Here is a 26,531-nt window from a genome sequence, read left to right as displayed (position 1 = left end):
ATGCGCTTCCGCAAATGGCCCCGGCCCACGCAGTATCAAGAAACGTCGCGCAAACGCGCGGCGTTTCTCACCAAGCAACGCCGCGAGCGCGAGGCGCTGCCGCTGTTCGCCCACATGGTCGCGGCGGGACAACACAGCGTCGAGGAGGAAATGGCGCGGCGTGCCGAATGGTGGCCCCGCCAGCAGCAGGACCGCCGTGATGAGCGAGCGGCCGTTTGGCGGAAGGCCCGCGCTCGGCTGTTCGCCTTGCCCGCCGAGCGCCGACGCACGATCCGTGCGCTCTGGCGGGAATGCCCTTATCCGGCCGATCCCTACAGCTTCGCCGACTTCCTGCACCAGATCGAGGTGGGCAAGCTCGACATCGCGCGGCCGGGCTGGCGCTTCCACGCCCGTGTCCAGCCCCGGACAACAATGACCCCAACCACCTTCGCCGAAGCGTTCCGCCAGATCGGACGGCGCAAGCTCAGTCCGAGCGGCGTGCCTGGCGATGCCGACACGCTGCTGTTCTGCGGCAATCTCGGCAAGGGCATCCTGTTTGTCGATCGGTTTGTCGATCCGGGTGGGGAGCCCGCAGTCACCTTCGATGTGCGCGGGGTCTGCTCCAGCGACGATCTCGCGCTGATCGAGCGGCTCGCCCAGGCCGCGGAAGACCGGCCCGTCACGGCGCGCCTGGTCGAACGACCTCTTCCCCGAACCGAAGACGGAGCACCGGCCGAGCCCCACCGGCTGCTGATCCTCGCCTGCTCGGCGACCAAGCGGCGCGATGCCGGCTGGATCGACGCGGTCGACCGCTATGACGGGCCGCTCTGGCAGACTGTCCGCGCGGTCTGCCCAGACCGGATGCGGATCAAGGTCGCGGTGCTCTCAGCCCGCTACGGCTTTCTCGATTCCCGATCGCCGGTCGAGGATTATGACGCCCGCCTGACCCCGGACCTTGCCCAGCGCATGATCGCGGGCGGCATGAACCGACGTTGGCCGCGTCCGCCGTCGGCGCGCAAGCCCGACACCTATGGCGATTCTCCCGGTTGCCAGATCGCCTCGCTTTCAAACCATGGCACGCGGCCATTCACCGACGTCGCGCTCGCCGGCGGGCATCTCTACATCGGGGTGATGCGGGCCTTCCTCGACGGTTTCCGCGACCTGCGCTGCGTCGCCCCCGACGCGCGGATCACCGAGATCAACGGCCCGATCGGTATCATGCGCCAGCAGGTCCGGGGCTGGCTCGAGGAGCGCTGGCCGTGAGCGGGCGGCCGCCCGGCGCGGGGCACAACAACGGTCCTCCGCTCGACGACGACGATCCTCCGGCGACCATTCGGACCTGCCGATGGTGCCGGCATTGGTCGCCGCCGTCCGAGCGGGAGGAGCGCGACTATAAGTATTTCCGGCTCGGCTTGTCGCGCCGCCGCGTGAAGCGGCCCAGCGGCGCCTGCGACCGGGTGCTCATGGCCCCTGGCAAGCCGCTCGCCTTCTCGGCGACGGTCGCAGAGTTCTCCTGCCTCAACTTCGCGGCCAAGCCGTTGCCGCCTGTGGAGATACCCCGACGCGGCGGCTTCGTGACGATCTATGAGGGCGATAAGATCGTGTGGCGCGGTGATGCGGACGATCTGCCCGAGGAATATCGCTGACCAATCTCGAAAGCGATTCCGGTCGGCGGGTTCAACCGACCTCTCCGTAATTCCGTAAATCCGTCGATACGCATCTGAGTGGATCATCAAATCCGCATGGGCCGCGCGGGACCGCCTGCCACCTCCCTCATGAGCCGAAACATAGAGTGAGAGGGAGGCTCTGGTTTTCGTGACGGGTTGGAGGCTGGGAGAGAGTCTTCCGGCCGCCCGTCATGGAGACGTGTCATGGCAAAAGCCCCATCGAAGATCACCCTCAACCAGTCCCAGAACATTCCGTTCGACAAGCTGGTCCTCTCGCAATCGAACATCCGCCGCGTGAAGCATGGCGTGACCATCGAGCATCTGGCCAATGATATCGAACGTCGCGGCCTTCTCACCGGCCTCAACGTCCGGCCTGTGCTCGACGAGGCCGGCGAGGAAACCGGCATGTTCGAGATCCCCGCCGGTGGCCGCCGCTACAGCGCGCTGGCGATCCTGGTGAAGCGCAAGCGGCTCGCCAAGGACGCGCCGGTTCCCTGCGTGGTCAAGGCGGCGAACGATCCGGTCCTGGCCGAAGAGGATTCGCTCGCCGAGAACAGCGAGCGCGAGCCGCTCCACCCGCTCGACGAGTTCCGGGCGATGAAGACCCTGTTCGACAAGGGCGAGCAGGAGGAGGCGATCGCCGCCCACTTCCGCGTCACGCCCGCCGTCGTGCGCCAGCGCCTCAAGCTTGCCTCGGTCTCGCCCGCCCTGCACGAATGCTATGCCGAAGGCGACATGACCCTCGACCAGCTTATGGCGTTCACGGTCAGCGACGATCACCAGCGCCAGGAAGATCTGTGGGGCCAGCTCGCGCATAGCAGCAACAAGTCACCCTGGTTCATCAAGTCCAAGCTGCTGGAGGACAAGGTCGAGGTCTCGGACAAGCGCGTCCGCTTCATCGGGCTTGACGCCTATATCGCCGCCGGCGGCGCCGGTCCGATCCGTGACCTGTTCGAACCCGACGATGGCGGCTGGCTCTCCGATCCGGCACTGCTCGATCGCCTGGTCGACGAGAAGCTGCGGGCGGAAGCCGACACGATCATGGCCGAAGGCTGGAAGTGGGTCGAGGCGCTGGTCGATCTGCCCTATGGCTATGACGAGGACTGCCGTGCCATCGCCAGCCAGGTGCAGCCGCTGACCGAGGCGCAGGAAGCGCGGATCGTCGCCCTGCGGGCCGAAGCCGATGCGCTTGAGGCCGAATGGGACGGCAAGCCGGACATCCCGGCTGACGTGGAGCTGCGCGTCTCCGCCATCGACGCCGAGCTGGGCGTCCTCGCCCAAGGCAACCGCGTTTTCGATCCTGTCGAGATCGACAATGCCGGTGTGTTCATCGGTCTCGAGGACGATGGCACGCTCTATATCGATCGCGGCTATGTCCGTGCCGAGGATGAGCCGGAGGCGGAAGATGCAGACGACGGCGCCGATGAGGCGCCCGATGCCGGATCGAACGACAGGCCCGATGCGGTCGGCGGGGAAGCGGCTGATCCCGAGGTCCGCACGGCCCCGTCCGCGCCGACGCCGAATGATGACGATGACGACGGCGAGGTCATCAAGCCGCTCCCGGACCGACTCGTCGCCGAACTGACCGCAGCTCGCACGCTGGCGCTTCAGGATGCCTTCGCGCAGTCGCCTTCGGTCGCGTTCGCCGCCGTGCTGCACGCCATGGTGCTCTCGGTCTTCTACGTGGGCCGCACCGAAAGTTGCATGGAACTGGGCGTCAACCGCGTCACCATGCCGTTCCAGGGCGCGGACCTGCGGAATAGCCCGTCGGCGGCATCCATCCAGGAGCGTCACGCCCGCTGGAAGGAGCGGCTTCCCCAGGCCGACAAGGATGTCTGGGACGCGCTTCAGCAGCTCGACGGCGGCGAACAGGCCAGTCTGTTCGCACATTGCGCCGCCTATTCGGTGAACGCACAGTGGGAGCCGGTCCCCAAGCATGGCGGTGGCCGTGTTTCCGCCCGCTGCGTCGCCCGCCGGATCGACCATGCCAATGTGCTGGCCCGCGCCGTGGGTCTCGACATGATCGGTGCAGGCTGGCGTCCCACCTTCGACAACTACCTCAACCGCGTCGCGAAGCCGCGCATCCTTGAGGCGGTCGCCGAGGCGAAGGGGCCGCAGACCGCCGGGCTGATCGACCATCTGAAAAAGGGCGACATGGCGCGCGAAGCCGAACGCCTGCTGGCCGATGCGGACTGGCTCCCCGAGCCGCTGCGGACCCCGGTGATCGAGGAGCCGCTGCCGCTGACGGATGAGGCGGACGCGCTGCCGGCCTTCCTCGACGGGGATGACACCTCCGCCGAGCAGGAAGCGGCCAACGACGAGGAGGGCGACGACGAATACGATATCGCCGCCTGAATGCTGGTGCGGGACGGGTCGGCAGTCGCTGCCTCGTCCCGCACCGTCTTTATCACATCCCCATTCTCGGCCGGGCCACGCGCCGGGCTTTTTTCATTTTCGGAGATCGACAATGAGCAATACGCCTTTGATTCCCGCTTTCGACATGACCGCCTTCCTGGCGCGCCAGGCGGAATATGAGAAACGAGCGAGCGAGATTTTTCCGGCCAATAAGGCTGCCGTCCTGTCTGTTCTGGCAAGATCTGGCATCAGCCTTGTCACCGTGCGGTTCGACGGCGGCGGTGACAGCGGCCAGATCGAAGAGATTGACGCACGTTCCGGTGAAAGCAGTGCTGACCTGCCCGATACATCTGTCGAGCTCGCTCGCTGTGAATTTCACGACGAGGAGGTCCGGCATGTAACGGTCCCGCTCCCGGATGCGATCGAGGCGATGTGTTACGACCTCCTCGAAAGCAAACATGGCGGCTGGGAGAATAATGAAGGTGGCTTTGGCGAGTTCACCTTCGACGTCCCCGCTGGGACAGTCGTCTTCGACTTCAACTATCGGATCGAACGATCCGAAAACCATTATTACGAACTGTAGGGAGACGATGATGGGCCATTGCTATCATCACGCGCTCTCGTCCGTGCGGAAATGGGGCGGCTCAGCCGAGGATTATCTTCCACTGCATCAGTGGTTCGACGAGTCCAAGGCGATCACCGCTGACTTCCGCCACCGCGCGCTGCGCCATCACGCCGAGGGCATTTTCATGCTCGAGCGTTTTTTCGGCGCAACTATCACCGTCTCAAGCGGGCGGGTCGTTCCCGTCCGACTGATCGGCGAACAACATATCCTGGAAGATCTCGGCTTCATACCGAGCTTCGCGGACTGGGTTCGCTGCATCCGTCCGCAACCCTGGATGGGCCGCGCGCAGCCGATCCACAAGCTGGTGGACCCTTTCGCGATCGAAAACCCGCCAGCGTCCTGATCCAACCCTCATTCTTTTTCCCGAAAGCCCGGCCACGCGCCGGGCTTTCGTGTTTTCGGAGATCCGATATGGCTGATTATTTCTGTTCCACGGTGGTTCAGCCCACCATTCCGCTGAGCGCGATGACGCCGCTCGAACGATTGATCCTCTCGGGCGTCTTCAGCAGCGATGCCGATGGCGATGGCCTCTACTTCTATGCCGAACAGGGCGCCAACGACATGCCCGCTTATCCCGTGGACGAGGTCCGCGCCGCGCTTGCCTCGTCCGGCGATGTTGAAAGCACGGCTGCTGACGTCGTCAGGGCCGGCCTGGCCGAACTCGGCGAGGATGACGCCTATCTCCAACTGGACCTGTCGGTTTCCGGCTGGGAGGGCTTTTTCCAGAGCATCGTCCGGCGGTCGCCGGCACTTCCTTATGTCTCTGCGATGTCCGCCTGGACGTGCACGAAGATGCGACCAGATGGCTTCGGCGGCATGGCCGTACTGATCACGGCCGACGACATCATGGTGCGCAGCACCGAGTCCATGCTCGATGAAATGCTCGGCATCGCGGAATATGGGCCGCTCGGCGTCGAGCCGGGGCTCGGCTCGCACGTCCTGCTTCGCCTCTGCGAGGAGCATGTCCGCGCGACCGTGGACGTGGTCTTCGAGTCGGAAGCGCCGGATGGTCTCCAAATCGCCGATGTGAGCAACGCCGATATCCGTCAGGCATCCCTTGATGTGAAGGCGGCGAGCGACCTCTCCCATGAAGAGGGAGCCGCCGCCTTCAAGGCCGCGACGCGAGCGATTTCTCTCGCGGCCGAGCGCAAACTCGCTGCCCGTTGAACGGCGCAGGCCGGCGGGTGACTGCCAGCGATCAAAGCCCGGGCGCTTTGCGCTCGGGCCTTTTCCTTCCAAACAATGGAGACTGACCCATGAAGATTTCCGACATCGAAACGGCCGACCCGGAGGCGCTTGCGCCTGTGTTGCTCACCCTCCTGCAGCGCCTCGGCCAATTAGGCCGCAACGGCGCGATCGCCCTCGCGCGTCTTGTCGAAGAGGATGACGCAGACGTGGAAGAAGCCTTGGAGTGGTTGGCTGACATAGCCGCGGGATCGCTGCGGGAGTGATCGGACTGCCGTCGGCTGCGTCTCCGGGCCGGCGGCCAGAGTGAGAGGGTGGCGGGGAAGCGGGTGAGCCGGCCGGCTTGAGAGAGAGCGGTCGGCGGCTCGTTTCCTCGCTGCTCTCCTGGAGACCTTACATGACCGAAAGAACCGGCAACGCCCCTGCTGCGGGTGCGACCTCCATCATTCTTGATGGCGAAGCGGTTCACGCAGCGGCGCCCCTCGGGGCCGTCCTGCGCTATTTCGATGGCGCCCCGCAGCCGCCGGCCCGGCACACCCGCAAGCTACGGGATTGGCAGACCCGCAATAGCACCGGCCGCCTCGTGGAGAAATCACCTTCGGCGGCTATGGGCGACAGGACCTACTCGGCAAGCTTCGTGCTCCACGAGGGCACCTTCATGTCCGGCATCACGCCGGTCCTTGTCGTACGTCGACACTATATGGTCACGACCGACCTTCGCTTCGAAGTTCTCGAATTGCCGCAGCCGGGCATGGTGCGGGTTCTCACCCGCTGGAACGGCAAGGACGAGCTCAAGCATCTTGCCGCCAATATGGCGGACGCCGAAAGCTGGGCGTCGCGAAACCGCTATTCCAATCTCGTGCTTCAGCTTGTCGAGGATGAACCCGTCGTCTCGACCCTCAGGAGGGCGGCATGAACCCGGCGCCTTTGGTGCCGGCCACCTATGGCCGCACCGTCGATGGCGATCTCGCCGCGCTTGTCGACGACACCGCCTACGCCGCCATTCCAGGTCCGAGCGGCCTGCGGGTCGCCAACCGCTGGCGGCTCCGCAAGCCGATGAGCGAATGGCGGCGCGATGATTTCCATGGCGCAATCGCCGTCGTCGCGGATGCGCTGGGGTTCCATGACCTAATCGCCGAACTGGTCCAGCACAGGGAGGAATTGCTGCTGCTTGATCGCAAACGCGGTAACGGAAAGGTCGCGACGCCCTGGGGCCAATCCCAGTCCAGCGAGATCTACGCCGATGGAGTCGTCTTCCATTCCACTGCCAGCCACGGAGGCTTCAAGCTCGATCGCGCGCATAACGCGAGGATGCCCGCAGCCATAAGGGTTGCCGGTGGCTGGTATGAAGAAGATGCCGAATGGGCGAAGGTCGCGACGGGATTCCCCGATCTCTTCACCGCCTATGAACGGCGTCATGCAGAGAAGACCCTGCGCGACTATTACCCAAATTGCTGGGAGGCGATCCATGATCGTTTCCTGGCGCCGGGTGAAGCCGTGGAAAATGATCGGCGGCTTTTTGGCGAGAAACACCGGCACGACTGGGTGGTCGTGTCGGCGATCCGGTCAACCGAGCATCCCAAAATGACGGATTGCATCGCGCGGATCGGCGGTCGCCGCGATCATGGTGATGAGCGGCGCTTCCTCGTTCCATCCGATGAGTATGTCGCCGGGCGCTTCGGGTTCGTAATCGACGAGGCCCGGCATCTGGAAGTCTGATCAATCCGGGCGGCCCCGTCATGGGGTCGCCCATTTTTTTGTTCGCATGTCAGAGTCTCGTATCGATCCGATCGGACTGGCCCAGGATACGCAGTCCGCATTGTTGGGAACCCGTGATCTCGGAGAGGAAGAGGAAGGCCGGAACGGGGTGAGCCTGGCGGGTTGAGAGAGAGGGTCCGCCGGCTCGCGATCCCGTACCTCTTCCGGAGATTCCCCCATGACCTTCACCCGTTCCACGGCGCTCGCTGCCGTGCCGCTTGGCGCTGCGCGCCATTTCGCCGACACCGCCGGGAAGCTGCTTGCTGCCGCACAGCTCATCCTGCCTCACCTCGAAAGTGGCCGTCCCGTCGATGCGCCCGCGCTGCGCGGCGCGATGGAAACCGCGTTCGGCGGGTCCGACGCCGAAGGGCTGTGGGATTGGAAGGCGGCCTATGACGCCTGCGAGGCCGCCCAGATCCTGTTCCTGCGGAAATACGCCAATACGCTGTTCCGCAAATACGCCGATCCGCAAGCACGTCTGGCGCTGATCGAGAAGATCGCGGGGCTGATGCCGACGCATACCCGCCGCTCGGAAACCAGCCAGGCGCTCCAGCAATTCTCGACGCCCGCCGGGCTCGCCTATGTCGCCGGCGTCGCCGCTGGCTTCCAGCCGGGCGAGCGCGTGCTCGAACCCTCGGCGGGCACCGGCCTGCTCGCGATCCAGGCCGAGATCGCCGGCAGCCGCCTCATGCTCAACGAGCTGGCCGAGACCCGCGCCGCGCTGCTCGACCTGCTATTCCCGCAGGCCGGCGTCACCGCGCACGATGCCGCCCATATCCACGACTATCTCGATCCCGCCGCCGTGCCGGACGTGGTGGTGATGAACCCGCCATTCTCCGCGATCGCCCATGTCGATGCGCGGATGAAGGATGCGGCGCTGCGCCATATCGGCTCGGCGCTGGCCCGGCTACGGCCCGGCGGCCGCCTCGTCGTCATCACCGGCGCGTCCTGCGCGCCCGACAATCCCGCCTTCACCAATGCGTTTGTCGCACTCCAGGAGCGTGGCCGCGTCCTGTTCTCGGCGGCGATCGACGGGCGCGTCTATCGCAAGCATGGCACCACGATCGATACGCGGTTGACCGTCATCGATCGGACGCCTGCCGACGATCCGCGCCGATTCCCCGAGGCTTCCGGCGTTGCTCCCGATACGGCGACGCTGCTCGACTGGGTGCTGGCTCAGGTGCCGCCGCGCACGCCCGCGCCCGATGCGCCGCCGCCCAGCGCGCCGCTCGCGGTTCAGGCGATCGCTGCTCGTCCGGGGCGTCGCGCCGCTGCCGCCCGGCCTGTGGTCCCATCGCCCGTCACCGAGGGCGTCGAGCTGGCCTATGCGCCCTGCACCGAAGCTGTGCCGGGTCATGGCCATCTGACCGATGCGATCTACGAGCCCTATGCGCTCCAGTCGATCCGCATCCCTGGCGCCAGACCGCATCCGACCCAGCTGGTCCAATCGGCGTCGATGGCGTCGGTCCCGCCGCCGGTGCCCAGCTACCGGCCGTCGCTTCCGGCGCATCTGGTCGATGACGGCATCCTCTCCGACGCCCAGCTCGAATCCATCATCCTCTCGGGCGAAGCGCATGGCGAGCATCTCGCGGGCGCGTGGACCGTCGACAAGACCTGGGACGTCGTCACCGCGGCGCCGGACGATGCGGAGACCGCCGTGCGCTTCCGGCGGGGCTGGATGCTGGGGGACGGCACCGGCGCGGGAAAAGGCCGGCAGGTCGCGGGCATCATCCTCGACAACTGGCTGAAAGGCCGCCGCCGTGCAGTCTGGGTGAGCCGTTCCGAGACCTTGCACCAAGACGCGATGCGCGACTGGGAGGCGCTCGGGCAGGAGCGTCTGCTGGTGACACCGCTCTCGCGCTACCGCCAGGGCACGCCGATCACGCTCGACGAAGGCATCCTGTTCGTCACCTATGCGACGTTGCGCTCGCAGGATCGCGGTGAGAAGGCGAGCCGCGTTCAGCAGATCGTCGACTGGCTCGGCGCCGACTTCGACGGGGTGATCGTGTTCGACGAATCCCACGCAATGGCCAATGCCGCCGGCGGCAAGAGCGAACGCGGCGACCAGGCGCCGTCGCAGCAGGGCCGGGCCGGGCTCCGGCTCCAGCACGCGCTGCCCGACGCGCGCGTCGTCTATGTCTCGGCGACCGGCGCGACCACCGTGCAGAACCTCGCCTATGCCCAACGCCTCGGCCTGTGGGGCGGCGAGGATTTTCCGTTCGCGACGCGCGGCGAGTTCATCGGCGCGGTCGAGAATGGCGGGGTCGCGGCAATGGAGGTGCTCGCCCGCGATCTCAAGGCGCTCGGGCTCTACTCGGCACGTTCGCTGAGCTTCGACGGCGTTGAATATGACATGCTCGAGCATCAGCTGACCGAGGCCCAGGTCGCGATCTACGACGCCTATGCCGGGGCGTTTCAGATCGTTCACAACAATCTCGACGCGGCGATGCGCGCCGCCGGCAGCAACCTCAACAGTCAGGCGAAGTCGGCCGCGCGCAGTGCGTTCGAGTCCGCCAAGCAGCGCTTCTTCAACCATCTCATCACCGCGATGCAGACCCCGACGATGATCGCCAGCATCGAGCGAGACCTCGAAGCCGGGCACGCCGCCGTGATCCAGATCGTCTCGACCGGCGAAGCCCTGCAGGAACGCCGCCTCGCCGACATCCCGACCGAGGAATGGGATGATGTCCGCGTGGACGTGACCCCGCGCGAGTATGTGCTGTCGTACCTCGAGCACAGCTTTCCGGTGCAGCTCTATGAGCCGTTCACCGACAGCGAAGGCAATCTCTCGTCACGGCCGGTCACCGACAAGGATGGCAATCCGGTGATCTCGCGCGAGGCCATCGAACGCCGCGACCGGATGATCGAGCGGCTTGCATCGCTGGCGCCGGTGCCGGCCGCGCTCGATCAGGTCATCCATCACTTCGGCACAGACTTGGTGGCCGAGGTGACAGGGCGCTCGCGGCGGATCGTCAAGCGGCGCGGCTCAGACGGGATCGACCGTTTCGTGGTCGAAAGCCGGCCGGGCTCGGCCAATATCGCCGAAACCGACGCCTTCCAGAGCGACGCCAAGCGCATCCTGATCTTCTCCGACGCGGGCGGCACCGGGCGGAGCTATCATGCCGACCTCGGAGCTAAGAACCAGCGCCTGCGCGTCCATTATCTGCTCGAAGCGGGCTGGAAGGCCGACAATGCGATCCAGGGGTTCGGGCGCTCGAACCGCACCAACCAGAGGCAGCCGCCGCTGTTCCGGCCGGTGACAACCGACGTGAAGGCGCAGAAGCGCTTCATCTCGACCATCGCCCGGCGGCTCGATTCTCTGGGCGCCATCACGCGCGGCCAGCGCCAGACCGGAGGTCAGGGCCTGTTCCGGCCGGAAGACAATCTGGAATCCTGGTATGCGCGCGACGCGCTGCGCCAGCTCTACCGGCTGATCCATGCGGGGAAGGTCGACGGCTGCTCGCTCGGCGAGTTCGAGGCCGCGACCGGCCTGACGCTCGGCGACGAGGGCGGTCTTCGGGACGAACTGCCCCCGATCACCACCTTCCTCAACCGGATGCTCGCGCTCACCATCGATCTCCAGAACATCTTGTTCACGCGATTCGAGGATCTGCTGACCGCCCGCATCGAGGGGGCGATCGCGAGCGGAACCTATGAGCTGGGACTGGAGACGCTCCAGGCCGAGAGCTTCAAGATCGTCGATCGCGCCACCATCTATACCCATCCGGGCACGAAAGCGGAGACGCGATTGCTGACCATCGAACGCAAGGACTGCAACAGGCCGGTGACGCTTGACGAAGCGCTCGACCACCTGCGTGATCGCCGCGCCCGGTTGCTGGTCAACGCCCAGTCAGGGCGTGCTGCGGTGCAGATACCGACGCGCGGTCTGCAACTTGATGACGGGAGCATAGAGGCGCGCATCCGGCTCGTCCGGCCGATGGAGTCGACGCCGATGCCGCTTGCCACCATGGCGGAAACCCAATGGCGCGAAGCCGATCGAGGCGAGTTCGAGCGGGCATGGGAGGCGGAACTTGCCGATGTGCCGGAGTTTGCGACCAGCACCATGCACATTGTCGCCGGGCTTTTGCTGCCGATCTGGAAGCGACTGCCGCAGGAATCCACGCGCGTCTATCGGCTCCAGACCGACGATGGCGAGCGGATCGTCGGGCGCCGTGTGTCGCCTGCCTGGGCGGCGACCGCCACCGCGAACGACAGTGGTCCGGTGCTCGCGCCCGATGCGGCGTTCACGGCGCTGATGGATGGTCAGGCCATCCTCGATCTTGCCGAAGGGCTCCAGCTTCGACGGGTGCGTGTCATGGGCGTGAATCGGATCGAACTGGACGGCTTCACCGACACAATGCGCGACCGGCTGAAGGCGATGGGGCTGATCTCGGAGATCATCTCCTGGAAGCTGCGGCTGTTCGTTCCGACCGGAAGCGACGGCCGGACCGTGCTCGCCCGACTGCTGGAGCGGTATCCGCTTCAGCGGGTCGGCGAGCGCCATGCGGCGTGACGGAGGGATGTGAGATGAAGGACTCCGCCACCGAGATATCGCAGCGCCTCGCCGATAATGCCGAGAGTGTCTGTCGCCGCTATCTGTCGAAAGGACATCGCGAAGGCCGGTACTGGCTGGTGGGCGATGCCCGCAACACGCCCGGACGCAGCCTCTATGTCCGTTTGGTCGCCTCTCCCGATGGAGGGGCGGCCGGTAAATGGACTGATGCCGCAACCGGCGACCATGGCGATCTGCTCGATATCATCACCATTGCGGGAGGCCATGCGCGGCTACGCGATACGCTGGAGGAAGCCCGGCGTTTTCTCAGCCTGCCGCAGCCATCGCCCCGGCATGAGGGCGCCGGGTCCCGGCGGGAGCGCAAAACGCCGTCCGGCACGCCGGAGGCAGCTCAGCGTCTGGCGGCTGCTTCCCAACCCGTTGGCGGCACCCTTGTCACGGACTATCTTGCAGGGCGGAGCATCGGACCGCTGCAAGCGGGCGATCCGCTGCGCTTCCATCCGCGCTGCTACTATCGGCCATCCCGGAAGGATCCTCCCGGCACCCGTCGGGCCTGGCCGGCGATGATCGCTCTTGTCACCAATCTGGCCGGCGCGATCACAGGCGTGCATCGCACCTGGCTCGATCCCACGACGATCGATAAAGCGCCGGTCGCCTATCCACGCCGCGCGATGGGCCATCTGCTCGGCCACGGCGTTCGCTTCGGGCGCGCTGGCGCGGTGATCGTCGCCGGCGAAGGCATCGAGACAATGCTATCGCTCCGCACGATCATGCCTGCATTGCCAGCGATCGCGGGGCTGTCGGGCGCCCACCTTGCAGCCATCCGGTTCCCGCCGGATCTTCGGCGCCTCTATATCGCCCGCGACGCGGATTCCACCGGAGCCGCCGCCGAAACCCTGTTGACCCGCAGGGCTGCGGAGGTCGGGATCGAGGCTATCCCGCTGGCGCCGATGCTCGACGATTTCAACTCGGACCTGCATGGCCTGGGGGCGGATCGGCTGCGAGCGCATCTGGCCCCTCAACTGCGGGACGAAGATGCCGAGCGTCACCTTCTCCTGTCCGGCTGAAGGCCGGGAAGCGGGAGTTCAGCTTTGTCGTCACCGGCGAAGCTGTGTCGCGTCATAGGCGCCATTTTCGCTGAAAAGGCCGCGCCCACGCCTTCATAGAGGGCGACAGGAGCAGCGGGCGTCCGGCGAGCACAACGGACAGACGGGGGCTATTTTCCGCCGCGCCCGCGAGCGGCCGCTTTGCATCGCGAGGCATATGTGGACGCCCCTATCGGGGGAAGATGCATTTTTCGAGCAGGAGCAAGAAACGGTCGGGTGCTTCCATATGTCCGGCCTCTGCGAGGCGGCGCATCTGGCCGCGGGCCCTGATGAAGTCCGCGGATCCTGGTCCCTATCAAAAAAACGCGCTCATATGGCGCAGCCTCGCGAACGGGTTGTCCTGATCCAACGGATTGACCGACTTGCATCATACTCTCTGGTGCACCCCTCCCGAACTGTTGTGAGGCCGAGCCTCGAATGACGATCAGATCGCGGCCGGCGCCGGCGTCACGATGCTGTTGCTGAAGGCACGCTTGCGCATGAGGACCGCCCAGGCAATGCGCGCCAGCTTGTTCGCCAGCGCCACGGTGACGAGCCTTGCCGGCTTCTTTCCCAGCAGCCCGCGCACCCAATCGAGCAGCCGGCCCGGGGAGTTGATCCGCGCCGATCGGATGATCGCGGTGGAACCCACGACGAGTAGCGTGCGCAGGTATTTGTTGCCGGCCTTGGTGATCCTGCCGAGCCGCTCCTTGTTGCCGGACGAGTTCTGCCGTGGCGTCAGCCCGAGCCATGCCGCCATCGCGCGCCCGGAATCGAACTGCGCGGCATCGTCGATCGTCGCGGCCAGCGCGGTCGCGGTCACCAGGCCGATGCCGGGAATCGTGGCGAGCCGGCGGCTGTCCTCGTTGGCCCGGTGCCAGGCGAGCATCTCGGCATCGAGCGTCGCGATCTGCTCTTCGAGCGCTTCGAGCTGTCCGACATGGACCGCGACGACCGCACGGGCATAGGCCGGGATCGTCTCGGCCGACCGTGAGCCATGCACGCGCTCGATCAACTCGGGCAACCGCTTGATCCCTTTGGGCACGATGATGCCCAGTTCGGCCATGTGCGCTCTCAGCGCGTTGACGATCATGGTGCGGTGCTTGACCAGCATCATCCGCGACTTGTGCAGCATCAACGCCTCCTGCTGCTCGACCGACTTCACCGGCACGAAGCGCATCGTCGGCCGCGTCACCGCCTCGCAGATCGCCTCGGCGTCGAGGGCATCGTTCTTCCCGCGCTTCAGGTACGGCTTCACATAGACCGGCGGCATAAGCCTCACCTCATGCCCGAGCGCCTCGAGCTGCCGCGCCCAGTGATGGGCGGTTGCACATGCCTCCATCCCGATCAGGCAAGGTGGAAGGTCAGCAAAGAACGGCGTCACCTCATCGCGGCGTATCTTCTTCCGAATTACTACCTTGCCATCCGAGTCGACGCCGTGGGCTTGGAAGACGTTCTTTGCGATATCGAACCCGACCGTAAGAAGTGCAGACATACAAAGCTCCTGCTCGAAAAGAGACTTTGCCCAGCCTGCCATAAATGTCCGGCTGGGTGGGGCGTCCACATCATCAAAATAGCCCCCTTTGTCCGTCCTCCGCTTTGCTCCGGCCGCCATCACGCGCCCGAAAGGGACGCGCGCACGCTTGGCGCTTGGCGGTGTGCGCGCCGTCCGGCCCGCCGCCTTTCGTCGCCATGAAGGCCGCGAGGGTCGCGGCTCCCAGACGAAAAGGCGACATCCCGTGAACGACAGCAACGACATCCCCGCTGACGAGCCCGAACACGCCCAATCCCAGACAGCCTATCTGCTCGAGGAAATGCAGCTCTATGGCTATCGTCCCTTCGAAGATGAACCAGATCAGCGTCCGCTGCCCGAATCCCGCCTCGTCGATGGCGCAGTGGCCGATATGTTCGATAGTATGGTCTCGGCACTGATCGACACCCGGATCGAACCCGACCTCGAAGACATCCTCTGGGGGCTGGTCAACGTCTTCCACAACGGCATCCAGCGGGTCGAACGCGAACTGGACGATAACGAAGTGGCGCAAAAGCGGATGCAGCGCGAACAGGACGGCTCGGAGGTCAATTCGGTCGAGCTGGAGCGCGCGATCGCCGAGGGCGTGACCATGATCGAGCGGCGCGACACGTTCGAATATCTGCGCGATGCCGCCGCCGACCAGTACCGCAGCTTCACCAAGAAGCCCTGGCTTCCCCGGTCGGGTTCGAAGGTCAATCGCAAGGCGCTCACCTCGGCGGTCATCGCGAGCAAGGACTTCATCAACGATCGCAAATGGTCCGACAAGCAGGTGCTTATGCCCAAGGGTGTTCGCATCGCGATCTCGTCTGGGCCGGCGTTCAACGATACGCGGCTGATCTGGTCGACGCTCGACAAGATCCGGGCCAAGTTCCCCGACATGGTGCTGATCCATGGCGCGACCGAAAGCGGCGGCGAACATATCGCAGTCCTCTGGGCGGACCAGCGCGGCGTGCCGAGCGTCCCCATCAAGCCCGACTGGAAACTCGGCAAGGCCGCTCCGTTCAAGCGCAATGACGAGATGCTCGCCGCCATGCCCAAGGGACTGATCGTGTTTCCGGGCACCGGCATCCAGTCGAACATCCGCGACAAGGCCAAGGCGCTCGGCATCAAGGTCTGGGATTTCCGGCATCTGGGCGGCGCGTAAGCGCCGCCCATCCTCGCATTCTCTCGATGGGGCGATATGGTCCCTCGATCATGAACATCTCGCGTTACATAACTGCCGGCTTTTTCGCTGCGTTATCCTTCGACCTCCCGGTTCCGAGCTACGCGGCCCCGCCTATCGAGGGCCGGGCCAGCGTGGTCGACGGCGACACGTTCGATCTCGGCCGGGAACGGGTGCGGATTCTGGGGATCGACGCCCCGGAGATGGATCAATCCTGTGCTGATGCAGCAGGCCGGTCATGGCCGTGCGGTCAGCGCGCCAAGGCGGCCCTGCGGACCTGGCTCGGCGGCGCCTCCGTTCGCTGCATTCCCGCCTATCGTGACCAGGGCGGTCGTCCTGTCGCTCGCTGCGCTGCTCGCGGGCGCGATATAGGGGGATGGCTGGTGGAGAATGGCTGGGCGCTTGACTATCCGCGCTACAGCAGCGGCGCCTACCACACCGCCGAACAGGGCGCCCATCGCCGCCGGGCCGGCGTCTGGGCCGGGACTGTCACGCCGCCATGGGAGTGGCGCGGCTCGCGCGAGGTTGCGCGGCGCGAGGCCCCATCACCGCCGCCCAATCCCCGTTGCGCGCTCAAGGGCAACATCAGTGCGGACGGGAGCCGGATCGTTCACGCGCCCGGCCAACGCGACTATGCCGCCGTCAGGATCGACACCGCGCGGGGCGAACGCTGGTTCTGTTCGCTTGCGGAGGCCCGTCGTGCCGGTTGGCGTCCAGCAGCGCGCTGATCGATCCACGGGCGCGGCCAGATAAGAAGGCCCGGCGGATCGCTCCGCCGAGCCTGCTGCGTTCCGACCAGAGCCATCACAGTGTCCCGTTACGTTGGACGCGCACCGCAACATCCCCGCCGTTCGTGAACGGGCAGTTCGGTCCCAGTGCTGGGTCTGGCATCCCGCGTCATAGCGTTTTCTCCCTGCTGCCAGGTCCAAGTTCGTGGAAAAGGCGTCCGCACCACCCTCACGCCCGTTGCGTTGTCTGCCCCGTCGCGGCTGCCGCTGCGTGATGGCGTATGGCGGCGATGAAGCAGCGGCCCCAGTTGCGAAGATATGTGCCGAAAGGTCTGGGCGGTCGGGTGCGCGAGGTCGGAGCGGGTTAGTCTCTTCGATTGAGGCGTCCTTTCGGCTTGGCGCCACTGTGCGAGAGCTGCCTTCGTTCGCGGTCATCACCGTCATGCGTCGATCGAGGGTTCGTTCCCTCCGACTGGCGAATCCCTAAGTCCGTTCCATTTCCGCCAGCAACCCCGGCGGCGCCGGACCGAGTTGCCGCTGCGCGGCTGCCCGCACCACTCCGGGCCTATGGGGTCAGGCCGCCGCCTGAGGGCGGCGATGCAGACGGCTCTGGACGGCCTTCACCCGGGCTTCGTCGGAGGGACGGTCCCTCGGACTCGAAGCAACGGAGATACATCATGCAGAACATCGTCATCCTCGCCGGCAACATCGGCGCTGAGCCGGAAAGCCGCAGCACCCAGGGCGGAACTAACATCACCAGCTTTCGCCTCGCGACCTCGCGTCCCCGCTACGCGGACGGCAAGGCGCTTCGCGACGACCAGGGCCGCCGCCTCCAGGACACCGAATGGCACCGCATCACCGCATTCAACGGCCTCGGCAAGACGGTTCAGGCCCATTGCACCACGGGCATGAAGGTTCTGGTTCGCGGCCGCATCCACTACACGGAATGGAACGATCAGCAGGGGGTGAAACGCTACGGCTGCGAGATCATTGCCGAGACGATCGACTTCCTCAGTCGGGGCAGGCCCGCCCAGGACAATGGCGGCGACGCCGGCAGCGGCAGCTATGACACGGACGATGACATCCCGTTCTGATCAGAACGCAGCAGGCCCGGCGGAGCGATCCGCCGGGCCTTTTTTCGTGCCGACGCCCGTGGGGTTTGGGCCGCGACGCTGACACCGCCATCACATGCTTCCAGAGGCTCCGGGGTCAGCGCGAGATCCGAGGTGATCGCGAATGGAGCGCTCTGTTCAACCTCGCGGCCGAGACCGTAGAAATGGACGGAAGATCCGAGGCAGAGCGACGATTATCGGGACGGACATCACGCTCGCTTCGCCGCCGGCGCCATCCCCGCTCTCATTTGGCTCTTTCCTTGGTCCGGCCCAAGGCCTGACGCCATCAACCCGTAAAGGGTCCGCTACGCTTCGCGTGCGGCCTTCAGGCTGCGCCTGCGCGGTGATTGCGGCCATGCGCCCGACACTTCGGGAGCCTGTCGAGCGGGGATGGCCCCCGCGACGAAAGACAGGAGCCCAAAAATGTCCACGTCGCTCAAAACCGTATCAGCCTATGCCTGGAGCCTCGCCCGCAGCCTCATGGTCAATATCATCGTGTTCCGCACCGAAGCCGGTCTTTTCAGCGCGATGCCGGCCAGCGAATGGGACGGCGACTCGGCTAGCATCGTTCGCGAGTTTGATCCCTTCGCCTGGTGAGGCGAATGCGGGGCCGCTGGTCGGCCCCGCTTTCCTGAAACCCTGAAGCGCGCTTTCGCGTAGATACGCAGATACGTATTTACGATTCCCTAGTATATTGGGTGGCCATGGGCTAGGCAGAGCGGCGACGTCCCCCGCATGAGCCTGCGGGAGATCGTCGCCACGAATTTGCGTCAAATGCGTCATGCCAAGAGCCTGTCGCAGGAGGAGCTTGCCGATCGTGCAGGTGTCAACCGCAACTATATCGGAATGCTGGAGCGTGAAGAACACGCCGCGACGGTCGATATGCTCGAACGCATCGCCGCGATACTCGAAGTCGATCCCATCGAATTCTTCCGCAAGGCAGATTGATCTTCCAGCGGTATTGTCGTCGGGCCAGGTGGGACGGGCACCATCTCGTTTCCGAGTTCGCGCCCCCGACGCGATGAGTGCGCTGAGACGCGGCGGCTTTCTCCATTATCCCCTGGACAGGATAATCTCACCCCGACGACCGAAGAACTGGCGCTCTGGGCGCCGAGCGGGCCGCTGAAAATGGCGATCCCCGATTTCGATGACCGCCCGCCGCAATCCTCGCGCGTGACCCGCTACGACGAACGCCATTTCGTCACCTATCTGCGAATGCTCGAAGCGGACGAGGAAGGCGCGCATTGGCTTGAAATCGTCCGCATAATCTTCGATCTCGACCCTGTTCGCGAGCCGCAGCGGGCATGGGGCGTCTATGAAAGCCATCTCGCCAGGGCCAGGTGGATGACCGAGATCGGCTACCTCGATCTCCTGCAGGGAAGGCCTCGATAAACCGAGCTGTTTGAAGGTTCGAAGTTATTCGAATCCCAGGTCAACTCCATCGCGCACCCGGCCCTTCCAGCGGACATCAGCGCGGGCAAGCTCTTCGACTGTCCTGAGATAGGGGCAACAGGGAGAGGTGCGATGCCAACTGCCAGCGATTGGCGGTCGCAAGCGATTGCCGCGGAAACCGCCGATCTCGATTATGCCGATTTCGCGCAGGAATTCCTGCGGCACAACAAGGAATACCGGCGGCAATACGCTCGATATGCCGCGCGCAGGAACGGCGCTTCATCAAAGGAGACCCTCAGCACGGGCTTTGCCCGGCGCTGGGGGTTGGTGTTTTCCGATCGATCCCGATGTTTCCGCCGCAGTGTCTCCTGCGCTCTGGCGGCCTGAGGTCGCCCCCGGGACCGTTGCCCTGGCGCCTCCGCCGCGTGGCCTGGAGATCAGGGGACGGTTTGCACCAGAACGATTGGGCCTGATCCTCGCCGATCATAGTGATGAGCGCGGTCGGCATCTCGTCATCGACGACCCTGGCGGTCGCTTGCGACTGTGGCTCGCTGAACCGAATCTGGAAGTCGAGCCGGCCATAGTTCTCACCCCCGACCGCGACTATACTTTGCGGCGTTCGGTCGCTGATCGTCTGGCCCTCCGACTGCAGGGCGTCGCAGGCGGGCGCGTACCCACAGCTTTCCGGCCGACAGACTTCCAGCGCATGAGACTGACATTTCTTCTGCATCTGCTGGGCCTCCTCGCGACGGGCCTCAGCACCCGCGAACTGGCCGATGCCGCCGTCTATCCTGAGCTTGGCCTACATGGTTCGGACTGGCGCGCGGCCAATGAACGCCGACAGGTTCAGCGCCTTCGCGACGAGGCGCTCCGGCTCAGCGAGAGCGGATATCTGGATCTCCTGCGCGGGCGCTGATCGACCAGGGCCAGTGCGACATTTTCCTTGGCCTGATTTTCCCCTCTCTCCCGGCGCAAGCAGATTACGCCAGCCTTGTCTCCGCCACTACGCGCTCGCCCCACGCGGCCTGCGCTTCGACGGAGACCGACAATGCAGCCCAATCCCCCAGATGATGCGCCACGCTTTCTGAGAACCCCCGATGCCGCGAAGCGTCTAGGCCTCTCGCCGCGCACGCTGGAGAAACATCGCTGCTTCGGCACCGGCCCCATCTACCACAAGCTCGGTGGCCGCATCGTCTACACGGTCGCCGACATCGACGACTGGGCAGCGGCCGGGATGCGCCGGTCAACGTCCGATCCGGGACCGGGCATCGCCACCACGAGACGGCCTGCGAATGCCGGGCGTGGACGGTAATCCGTGACAGCCAAAGGCTTCACTTCCCGGCAGCTTGACCTGTTCCGTCCGATCGCCGGAGATATCGCCCCGCGTGACGCCCAGGATCTGATGAGCTGGCCCTTCTTCTCGCTCGCCAAGAGCAAGCGGGTCGCACCGATCCTGTTCCGCATGGGCGATGTCTCGATCCATGTCGAAGCGACACCCGAACATGGGATGGCGACCATCTGGGACGCCGATATCCTGATCTGGGCGGCAAGCCAGATTGTCGAGGCGCATGATGCGGGGCTGCCGACCTCCCGCCTCATCGCCGCGACGCCCTATGACATCCTGACCTTCACCCGGCGCGGCACCGGCAAGGCGAGCTATGAGCGGCTGCGCGCCGGGCTCGACCGGCTTCAGTCGACCACGATCGCTACCAGCATCCGTCAAACCACCCAGCGCAGGCGCCATCGCTTCTCCTGGATCAATGAGTGGCGTGAGCGTCTCGATGGCCAGGGTCGCGCGCTCGGCATCGAGATGATCGTCCCCGACTGGTTCTATGCCGGGGTGCTGGATCACGCGCTCGTCCTCACCATCGACCGAGCCTATTTCAACCTGACCGGCGGCCTGGAACGCTGGCTCTATCGTATCTGCCGCAAGCATGGCGGGCGTCAGGAACATGGGTGGAGCTTCGACGTCGCCCACCTTCACCTGAAGTCGGGCGTCCTCTCGCCGCTCAAGCGCTTCAGCTTCGAGCTGCGAGATATCGTCCGCCGCCAGCCGCTGCCCGGATACCGGCTGACACTCACCTTCGAACTCGGCCGTCAGCGGCTGAACTTCGCTCCGCTCCCCATCGATCCGCTCGACGCCGCCATGCGGCGAATGGGCTACCCGCCTGTGGATAAGTTGCCATGAGACACGGACTATCAGGAACCGCGACTATCGGACGATCGGGAACCCGATCCTCGGACTATCAGGAACCGAAACCGGGCTTAACACCTTGGAATCGTTTTCCGATTCTGCCCCTTAACATTGCTAACTCTGAATCCTACGGATTCATACTAACGAACTGCGCGCCAGTGGACGAAACGCGATGATCGTCGCGCTGCTCAATCAGAAGGGCGGCGTCGGCAAGACGACGCTGGCGCTCCATCTGGCTGGCCAGTGGGCTGTGACAGGCAAGCGTGTCCTGCTGATCGATGCCGATCCGCAGGGCTCTGCGCTCGACTGGGCGCAGGAGCGTGCATCGCAAGGCTTGCCACGGCTGTTCAGCGTGGTCGGTCTCGCACGCGACACGCTGCATCACGAGGCGCCGGAACTGGCCCGTGGTGTCGACCATGTGGTGATCGACGGACCGCCGCGCGTCGCAGGGCTGCTTCGCTCGGCTCTGCTGGCCGCCGATCTCGTTCTCATGCCGGTACAGCCATCCCCCCTCGATGGCTGGGCGTCAGCCGAGATGCTGGCCTTGCTCGATCAGGCACGCATCTTCAAACCCGCGATCGCGGCGCGGTTCATTCTGAACCGCTATCCCGCGCGCACGCTGATCGGGCGGGCCACTGCCGACAGTCTCGAAGCCCATGATCCGCCTCTGCTGTCGGCCCATGTCGGCCAGCGGGTGATCTTCGCCGATGCGCTGCGAGCCGGGCGCCTCGCGTCCGAAATGGACGCGGACAGCATCGCTACGCGCGAAATCTCCGCATTGGCGCAGCAGGTCGAGAACCTGCTGTCATGAGCGGTCCGGTCAAACCGCCCAGGCGTTTCGTCGCCCGGCCACGCGGCGTCGAAGCCTGGGTGTCCGCCGGCGAAGGGGAACGGACAACGTCGCCGTCACGCAGCGCGAACACCGCGCGCCTCACCATCGACGTGACGCCGGAACTGCGGAAACGGCTCAAGCTTGCCGCGCTCCAGCGCGGGCTGACGCTGGCCGATCTGGTGCGGGCCATGCTGGCCGAAGCCTTCCCGGCGGAAGACCAGGAGCGCGCGCCATGATCGCTGTCCGCGATGATCGCACCCGCGTCGAGCTGCTGTGGATCGAAAAGAAGATCGAGCACTGGATACGCTTCGGCCGCCCTGTCGAGGATCAGATACTCGACCGGCGCCGGCGCCGCCTGGGCTTCGCTCCCGACAGCATATTCGCTTTCGTGCGCTGGGCGTCGAACGACTACGGCACCGTCGTTTCTCGCATCGACATCCTGCGCGCGGTCCTGCCGGGCGAGCCCTATCAGACCGTGCCTGGTGTCGATCCGGGCGGTGACATTCTGCTGCGGGCTTCCGGCTGGCCCAAGGTTCAGCGTGTGTTCGAAGCGATCGACGCGGTGGACGCCCTCGAAATCGATCCCGCCGACGTCGCCCCGGACCATTGGCGCCACGTCCACAATCGCCTCGCCGCCCGCGAAACGCCGCGTCCCTACACGCTGGAGCGCCATCGCGCCTGGCTCGCCCGCAAAGGCTCCTTGCAATGACCTATCCCTGGAAAACGCTCGCGGCGGCCGTCGCCGCGGTCAATCTCATCGCGATCTCCATGTGGATCGATCCGCCGCCGCGACTGATCTGGAACGCCAGTCCGAGCGTTCCGATCGGCTTCTACCGCGTGCGCGTCGGCGACCCCGTATCGCGCGGCGATCTTGCTGTCGTCGCGCCGCCACCGGCCATTGCCTTGTTCCTCGACAAGGGCGGATATCTGCCGCTCGGTCTGCCGCTCATCAAGCGCGTCGCGGCTCTTCCCAGACAGACGGTTTGCCGAACCGGCGACACGATCAGCATCGACGGTGATGCAGTTGCCGTGGCGCAAAGAACGGATCGATTGGGGCGTGAATTGCCGGTCTGGACGGGATGCCGGACGCTCGCAGCCGACCAGCTTTTTTTCCTCAATGCCGATCGCGAGGACAGCCTCGACGGCCGCTATTTCGGACCACTTCCCGCAGCAACCGTGATCGGGCGGGCGACGCCCATGTGAGCGTTCGCCGTGCCGCGAAATTCATTCCACCCCGCCAAGCAAAGGAGACTGGCAATGCAACCCAATATCTTCAAACCCACCGATGAGGGCTATAAGGGCCGCATCCGGTTGTTCGGCATCGACGAGATTGTCACGCTTGTTCCCGCCGAACCGAGCGATGCAGACAAGGCGCCGGATTTCCGCGTGCTGCTCGACGACGGACATGGCCCGAGAGTTGGCGCCGCGTGGAAGGATGTCGGCGAACGCGCTGGCGACTATGTCTCGCTGGAGATCGAAAGCCCGCTGTTCGCGGGCCAGACTCTGCGCGCGCATCTCTTCCGCACCGACGACGAGGGCTCGGCGTTCCGCCTGTCGGTAAGCCGTCACCGTGTCCGCGAAGACCGGAGCTGATCCGGTGCGCCCGAGCTGCTGCAAATCGCGCCGCCGGGCGCTGTCGCTGGCGCTGCTCGCATGTCTTGCGAGCGCGCCGGCGATGGCCATAGCGGGCGGCGAAACCACCGCGGCGCGGTCGCCATCCGCGGTAACGCCGATCGCCACCCATGTGGCCGAGGCAGCCCGCCGCTTCGGCATCCCGGAGCGCTGGATACGGGCGGTCATGCGCGTCGAAAGCGCCGGCGATGTGACCGCGATCTCGCACGCTGGAGCCATGGGTCTGATGCAAATCATGCCCGGGACCTGGGCGGAGCTTCGCACGCGCTATCGCCTCGGCCGCGATCCCTACGAGCCCCGCGACAACATCATCGCGGGCACGGCTTATCTTCGTGAGTTGTATGATCGTTACGGCAATTCGACGGCAATGCTGGCAGCCTATAACGCCGGCCCAGGACGCTATGATGAGCATCTGGCGACGGGCCGGGCGCTACCGCGGGAGACGCGCGCCTATCTCGCCATGCTCGCGCCGATGGTCGGCGGACCGCCCGCTCGCGCGCTCGCGAGCGCGCCCGCCGATGCGCTGGCCTGGACCCACGCGCCGCTCTTTTCGCGTCCGGTCCGCGTCCAGTCCACTACCGTGTCGACGTCATCCGGTTCGCCACCGGACGATGGTGAAGACGCACCAGATCCCGCGCCTCGCCAGCTCGAGGACAGCCTCTTCGTCCCTCTTTCCGGTCTGCACCCGTCATGACGGGCCCGCTCGCAGGCAGGCGTACTCAGGGGAGCAATGACGTCCTCTATCGAATAAGCGGCTGGGAACGCAGGAAGAACAGGGAGGCACGGCAAGATAAAAGGACCGCCAGCAGGCTCGGTCCATGTGGTTGGTTGGGCGGGCTTTTCTCGTATGGCTCCCGTTTCGGCCTGCCAGCTCGCTTTCCCGAAATCATCGACATTTCAGTAATTCCGCGTCTGGCACGCTATCGCGGCACCGGATTCCTCGCCCGATGAGCGGAGGCGACGATGAGTTTGAGGTCAGGCCGGGAAGTCCACGCGACGGCGGGGTAAAGGGGCGGCAGGCAAAGTCCTTTGTCGGACAGGTCATTCGCGCCGCCAACAAGGGCGGGCGTGGTGTTCGCACTCATGGCAATAACCGCAGAGGCGCCGTCGCGTCGCGCTTTGGGCGAGGCAGGGTAACGGTCGCACGACGTACCCGTCAGGCGACCGATCGGCGCGTCGTCGTCAAGATGCGCATCGTCCGGCACCAGGGCGTCAAATATCGGGCAGCGCCCATTGCCCGGCACGCCAGCTATCTCGAACGGGAAGGTGTTACCCGTGACGGGACAGCTGGTCGGCTTTTCGACGCTGTTGGGGATCAGGCAGATGGGAACGCCTTCGCAGAACGCTGCGAGGACGATCGCCACCATTTTCGTATCATAATCTCGCCGGAGGATGCGAGAGAGATGGAGGACCTGCGCGCCTTTACCCGCGAGATGATGGCGGACGCGCAACGCGATCTCGGCACCTCGCTCGATTGGGTGGGGGTCGATCATTGGAACACCGATGATCCCCATATTCATGTGCTGGTTCGCGGCCGCGTAGATGATGGGCGCGACCTTGTGCTGAGCCGAGATTATATCCGCGAGGGCTTCCGAAGTCGCGCCGAGGATCGCGTGACCCTCGAATTGGGACCGCGCACCCAGCGTGAGATTCAGGCCGGACTCGCCCGCGAGGTACAGGCTGATCGCTGGACCAGCCTTGATCGCACGTTGAGGGATATCGCCGATCGCCATGGCGGCATTGTCGATCTGCGCCCGGACCCCACCGGGCATTCATCTGAGAATCGACATCTCCTTGTTGGCCGCGCGCAGAAGCTGGAGGCCATGGGTCTGGTCGATCCGCTCGGTCCCGCAGCCTGGACCATAAAGCCCGGATTGGAAGATACGCTCCGCTATCTCGGCGTTCGCGGCGATATCATCAAGACGATGCACAAGGCGATGGCCAGAGAAACGCCGAATCCGGACGTGTCGCGCTTTGCAATTCATCATGGCCCGCCGGTCGATGCCGTCGTGGGGCGTCTCGTCGATCGCGGGTTGTACGACGAACTCAAAGGCAGCGCCTATGCCGTTGTCGATGGCGTTGACGGTCGCACCCATCATCTTCGGTTCGAAGATATTGATATGACTGGAGACGGGAAGTCCGGCGCCATTGTCGAGCTACGCTCGTGGGAAGATGGCAGGGGGCAGCAACGCCACTCGCTCGCGACCCGATCGGACCTTTCGCTTGGCGAACAGATCACGTCCGATGGCGCGACCTGGCTCGATCGCAATCTCATCGCAAGCGAGCAGCCTGTTTTGGGTGGCGGGTTCGGCGCGGAAGTCGCCGCTGCCATGGAGTCGCGCACCGACCATCTGGTCAATGAGGGGTTGGCGCAGCGGCGGGGTAGCCGCGTCATATTCGCTCGCGCGCTAATCCAGACGCTCAAGGACCGGGAGATGTTGCACGTCAAAACCGACCTCGTGGACCGCACCGGGCTCGCGCCGCTGCCATCGAAACCCGGAGACCATGTCGCGGGCGTCTATCGGCAGCGAGTGACGCTTGCCTCAGGCCGGTTCGCGATGATCGACAATGGGCTGGGATTCCAACTCGTCCCTTGGCGGCCGGCACTCGAACAGCATCTTGGGCAGCATGTCTCTGGCACGATGACCCCAGGTGGCGGAGTGGACTGGTCGTTTGGGCGGCAGCGCGGATTGGGCTTGTGACCACACGACCAGTTTCGCCGACATAGCCGCCATTCCGAGGTTAAAACCCGATCCTTGAAGACGGCCGTACTTTCAC

The 26,531-nt window shown here is 65.2% G+C and carries 29 protein-coding genes; 28 read left to right on the top strand and 1 reads right to left on the bottom strand.

What is annotated here, in order from left to right:
• The 11 genes from KNJ79_RS20145 (at window position 1) to KNJ79_RS20095 (ending at window position 13,149) form a co-directional block, all read left to right on the top strand.
• A complete protein-coding gene (locus KNJ79_RS20145; RefSeq protein WP_317152344.1) occupies window positions 1–1,242 on the top strand; it encodes a hypothetical protein in 1,242 nt (413 codons plus the stop codon).
• Window positions 1,239–1,625, top strand: coding sequence for a hypothetical protein (locus KNJ79_RS20140; RefSeq protein ID WP_317152343.1), 387 nt, complete (start codon window positions 1,239–1,241; stop codon window positions 1,623–1,625). Before KNJ79_RS20145 ends, KNJ79_RS20140 begins: the two co-directional genes overlap by 4 nt.
• 225 nt (window positions 1,626–1,850) lie before the next feature.
• Window positions 1,851–4,001: a ParB/RepB/Spo0J family partition protein gene (locus KNJ79_RS20135; protein ID WP_317152342.1), complete on the top strand. Its 2,151-nt coding sequence runs from the start codon at window positions 1,851–1,853 to the stop codon at window positions 3,999–4,001.
• A gap of 112 nt (window positions 4,002–4,113) precedes the next feature.
• Complete coding sequence (locus tag KNJ79_RS20130) at window positions 4,114–4,584, top strand: DUF6878 family protein (RefSeq protein ID WP_317152341.1); 471 nt, start codon at window positions 4,114–4,116, stop codon at window positions 4,582–4,584.
• A gap of 10 nt (window positions 4,585–4,594) precedes the next feature.
• Window positions 4,595–4,969, top strand: coding sequence for a DUF6915 family protein (locus KNJ79_RS20125; protein ID WP_317153966.1), 375 nt, complete (start codon window positions 4,595–4,597; stop codon window positions 4,967–4,969).
• Between the two features lie 68 nt (window positions 4,970–5,037).
• Window positions 5,038–5,793 (top strand): hypothetical protein, encoded by a 756-nt coding sequence (locus tag KNJ79_RS20120; RefSeq protein ID WP_317152340.1) that lies wholly within the window; start codon window positions 5,038–5,040, stop codon window positions 5,791–5,793.
• Between the two features lie 89 nt (window positions 5,794–5,882).
• On the top strand, window positions 5,883–6,077 hold the full coding sequence (locus KNJ79_RS20115; RefSeq protein WP_317152339.1) for a hypothetical protein: 195 nt from the start codon (window positions 5,883–5,885) through the stop codon (window positions 6,075–6,077).
• A gap of 131 nt (window positions 6,078–6,208) precedes the next feature.
• Window positions 6,209–6,727: a hypothetical protein gene (locus KNJ79_RS20110; RefSeq protein ID WP_317152338.1), complete on the top strand. Its 519-nt coding sequence runs from the start codon at window positions 6,209–6,211 to the stop codon at window positions 6,725–6,727.
• Entirely contained in the window at window positions 6,724–7,530 is an 807-nt protein-coding gene (locus KNJ79_RS20105; protein ID WP_317152337.1) for a DUF7007 domain-containing protein, read from the top strand. The genes KNJ79_RS20110 and KNJ79_RS20105 overlap by 4 nt, the downstream gene beginning before the upstream one ends.
• Window positions 7,531–7,747: 217 nt before the next feature.
• A complete protein-coding gene (locus KNJ79_RS20100) occupies window positions 7,748–12,082 on the top strand; it encodes a strawberry notch-like NTP hydrolase domain-containing protein (protein WP_317152336.1) in 4,335 nt (1,444 codons plus the stop codon).
• A 14-nt stretch (window positions 12,083–12,096) separates the two neighbouring features.
• Window positions 12,097–13,149 carry a DUF7146 domain-containing protein gene (locus KNJ79_RS20095; protein ID WP_317152335.1) on the top strand — a complete coding sequence of 351 codons (1,053 nt, stop codon included), beginning with the start codon at window positions 12,097–12,099 and terminating at the stop codon, window positions 13,147–13,149.
• A gap of 463 nt (window positions 13,150–13,612) precedes the next feature.
• Here KNJ79_RS20095 and KNJ79_RS20090 read toward each other — a convergent pair whose 3' ends face one another.
• A complete protein-coding gene (locus tag KNJ79_RS20090; RefSeq protein WP_317153965.1) occupies window positions 13,613–14,662 on the bottom strand; it encodes an IS110 family RNA-guided transposase in 1,050 nt (349 codons plus the stop codon).
• Between the two features lie 244 nt (window positions 14,663–14,906).
• Here KNJ79_RS20090 and KNJ79_RS20085 point away from each other — a divergent pair, with 244 nt between their 5' ends.
• The 17 genes from KNJ79_RS20085 to KNJ79_RS20000 all read left to right on the top strand — a co-directional run bounded on the left by KNJ79_RS20085 (window position 14,907) and on the right by KNJ79_RS20000 (window position 26,455).
• Window positions 14,907–15,845: a DUF2493 domain-containing protein gene (locus KNJ79_RS20085; protein WP_317152334.1), complete on the top strand. Its 939-nt coding sequence runs from the start codon at window positions 14,907–14,909 to the stop codon at window positions 15,843–15,845.
• Window positions 15,846–15,895: 50 nt separating this feature from the next.
• The gene (locus KNJ79_RS20080; RefSeq protein WP_317152333.1) at window positions 15,896–16,591 is read left to right on the top strand and encodes a thermonuclease family protein; all 696 of its coding nucleotides are present in this window, start codon (window positions 15,896–15,898) and stop codon (window positions 16,589–16,591) included.
• A 677-nt stretch (window positions 16,592–17,268) separates the two neighbouring features.
• Window positions 17,269–17,685 carry a single-stranded DNA-binding protein gene (locus KNJ79_RS20075; RefSeq protein ID WP_317152332.1) on the top strand — a complete coding sequence of 139 codons (417 nt, stop codon included), beginning with the start codon at window positions 17,269–17,271 and terminating at the stop codon, window positions 17,683–17,685.
• A 441-nt stretch (window positions 17,686–18,126) separates the two neighbouring features.
• A complete protein-coding gene (locus KNJ79_RS20070; protein WP_015460458.1) occupies window positions 18,127–18,300 on the top strand; it encodes a hypothetical protein in 174 nt (57 codons plus the stop codon).
• A 138-nt stretch (window positions 18,301–18,438) separates the two neighbouring features.
• Window positions 18,439–18,651, top strand: coding sequence for a helix-turn-helix domain-containing protein (locus KNJ79_RS20065; RefSeq protein WP_015460457.1), 213 nt, complete (start codon window positions 18,439–18,441; stop codon window positions 18,649–18,651).
• Between the two features lie 180 nt (window positions 18,652–18,831).
• Window positions 18,832–19,095 (top strand): DNA -binding domain-containing protein, encoded by a 264-nt coding sequence (locus KNJ79_RS20060; RefSeq protein WP_317152331.1) that lies wholly within the window; start codon window positions 18,832–18,834, stop codon window positions 19,093–19,095.
• A gap of 132 nt (window positions 19,096–19,227) precedes the next feature.
• Window positions 19,228–19,482 (top strand): transcriptional regulator domain-containing protein, encoded by a 255-nt coding sequence (locus KNJ79_RS20055; RefSeq protein WP_015460455.1) that lies wholly within the window; start codon window positions 19,228–19,230, stop codon window positions 19,480–19,482.
• A 76-nt stretch (window positions 19,483–19,558) separates the two neighbouring features.
• A complete protein-coding gene (locus KNJ79_RS20050) occupies window positions 19,559–20,011 on the top strand; it encodes a DNA -binding domain-containing protein (RefSeq protein ID WP_317152330.1) in 453 nt (150 codons plus the stop codon).
• Window positions 20,012–20,143: 132 nt separating this feature from the next.
• The gene (locus KNJ79_RS20045) at window positions 20,144–20,407 is read left to right on the top strand and encodes a helix-turn-helix transcriptional regulator (RefSeq protein ID WP_015460453.1); all 264 of its coding nucleotides are present in this window, start codon (window positions 20,144–20,146) and stop codon (window positions 20,405–20,407) included.
• Between the two features lie 90 nt (window positions 20,408–20,497).
• Window positions 20,498–21,283, top strand: coding sequence for a replication initiator protein A (locus KNJ79_RS20040; RefSeq protein ID WP_236626927.1), 786 nt, complete (start codon window positions 20,498–20,500; stop codon window positions 21,281–21,283).
• Window positions 21,284–21,461: 178 nt separating this feature from the next.
• Window positions 21,462–22,100 (top strand): ParA family partition ATPase, encoded by a 639-nt coding sequence (gene parA, locus KNJ79_RS20035; protein WP_317152329.1) that lies wholly within the window; start codon window positions 21,462–21,464, stop codon window positions 22,098–22,100.
• Window positions 22,097–22,357 carry a ribbon-helix-helix protein gene (locus KNJ79_RS20030; RefSeq protein ID WP_015460450.1) on the top strand — a complete coding sequence of 87 codons (261 nt, stop codon included), beginning with the start codon at window positions 22,097–22,099 and terminating at the stop codon, window positions 22,355–22,357. Before parA ends, KNJ79_RS20030 begins: the two co-directional genes overlap by 4 nt.
• A complete protein-coding gene (locus tag KNJ79_RS20025; protein ID WP_317152328.1) occupies window positions 22,354–22,830 on the top strand; it encodes a DUF2840 domain-containing protein in 477 nt (158 codons plus the stop codon). Before KNJ79_RS20030 ends, KNJ79_RS20025 begins: the two co-directional genes overlap by 4 nt.
• Complete coding sequence (locus tag KNJ79_RS20020) at window positions 22,827–23,324, top strand: S26 family signal peptidase (RefSeq protein WP_317152327.1); 498 nt, start codon at window positions 22,827–22,829, stop codon at window positions 23,322–23,324. The genes KNJ79_RS20025 and KNJ79_RS20020 overlap by 4 nt, the downstream gene beginning before the upstream one ends.
• Window positions 23,325–23,378: 54 nt before the next feature.
• Window positions 23,379–23,714, top strand: a complete 336-nt coding sequence (locus tag KNJ79_RS20015; RefSeq protein WP_317152326.1) for a DUF736 domain-containing protein — start codon at window positions 23,379–23,381, stop codon at window positions 23,712–23,714.
• A gap of 82 nt (window positions 23,715–23,796) precedes the next feature.
• Window positions 23,797–24,447 (top strand): lytic transglycosylase domain-containing protein, encoded by a 651-nt coding sequence (locus KNJ79_RS20010; RefSeq protein WP_317152325.1) that lies wholly within the window; start codon window positions 23,797–23,799, stop codon window positions 24,445–24,447.
• 253 nt (window positions 24,448–24,700) lie between these two features.
• Window positions 24,701–26,455: a relaxase/mobilization nuclease domain-containing protein gene (locus KNJ79_RS20000; protein WP_449464994.1), complete on the top strand. Its 1,755-nt coding sequence runs from the start codon at window positions 24,701–24,703 to the stop codon at window positions 26,453–26,455.
• The last annotated feature ends 76 nt before the right edge of the window (window positions 26,456–26,531 follow it).

It is taken from the genome of Sphingopyxis indica (assembly GCF_032879645.1).
Classification (GTDB): domain Bacteria; phylum Pseudomonadota; class Alphaproteobacteria; order Sphingomonadales; family Sphingomonadaceae; genus Sphingopyxis; species Sphingopyxis indica.
Note: the sequence above shows the minus strand (reverse complement) of the source record. Positions and strands in the feature narration are given on the sequence as shown.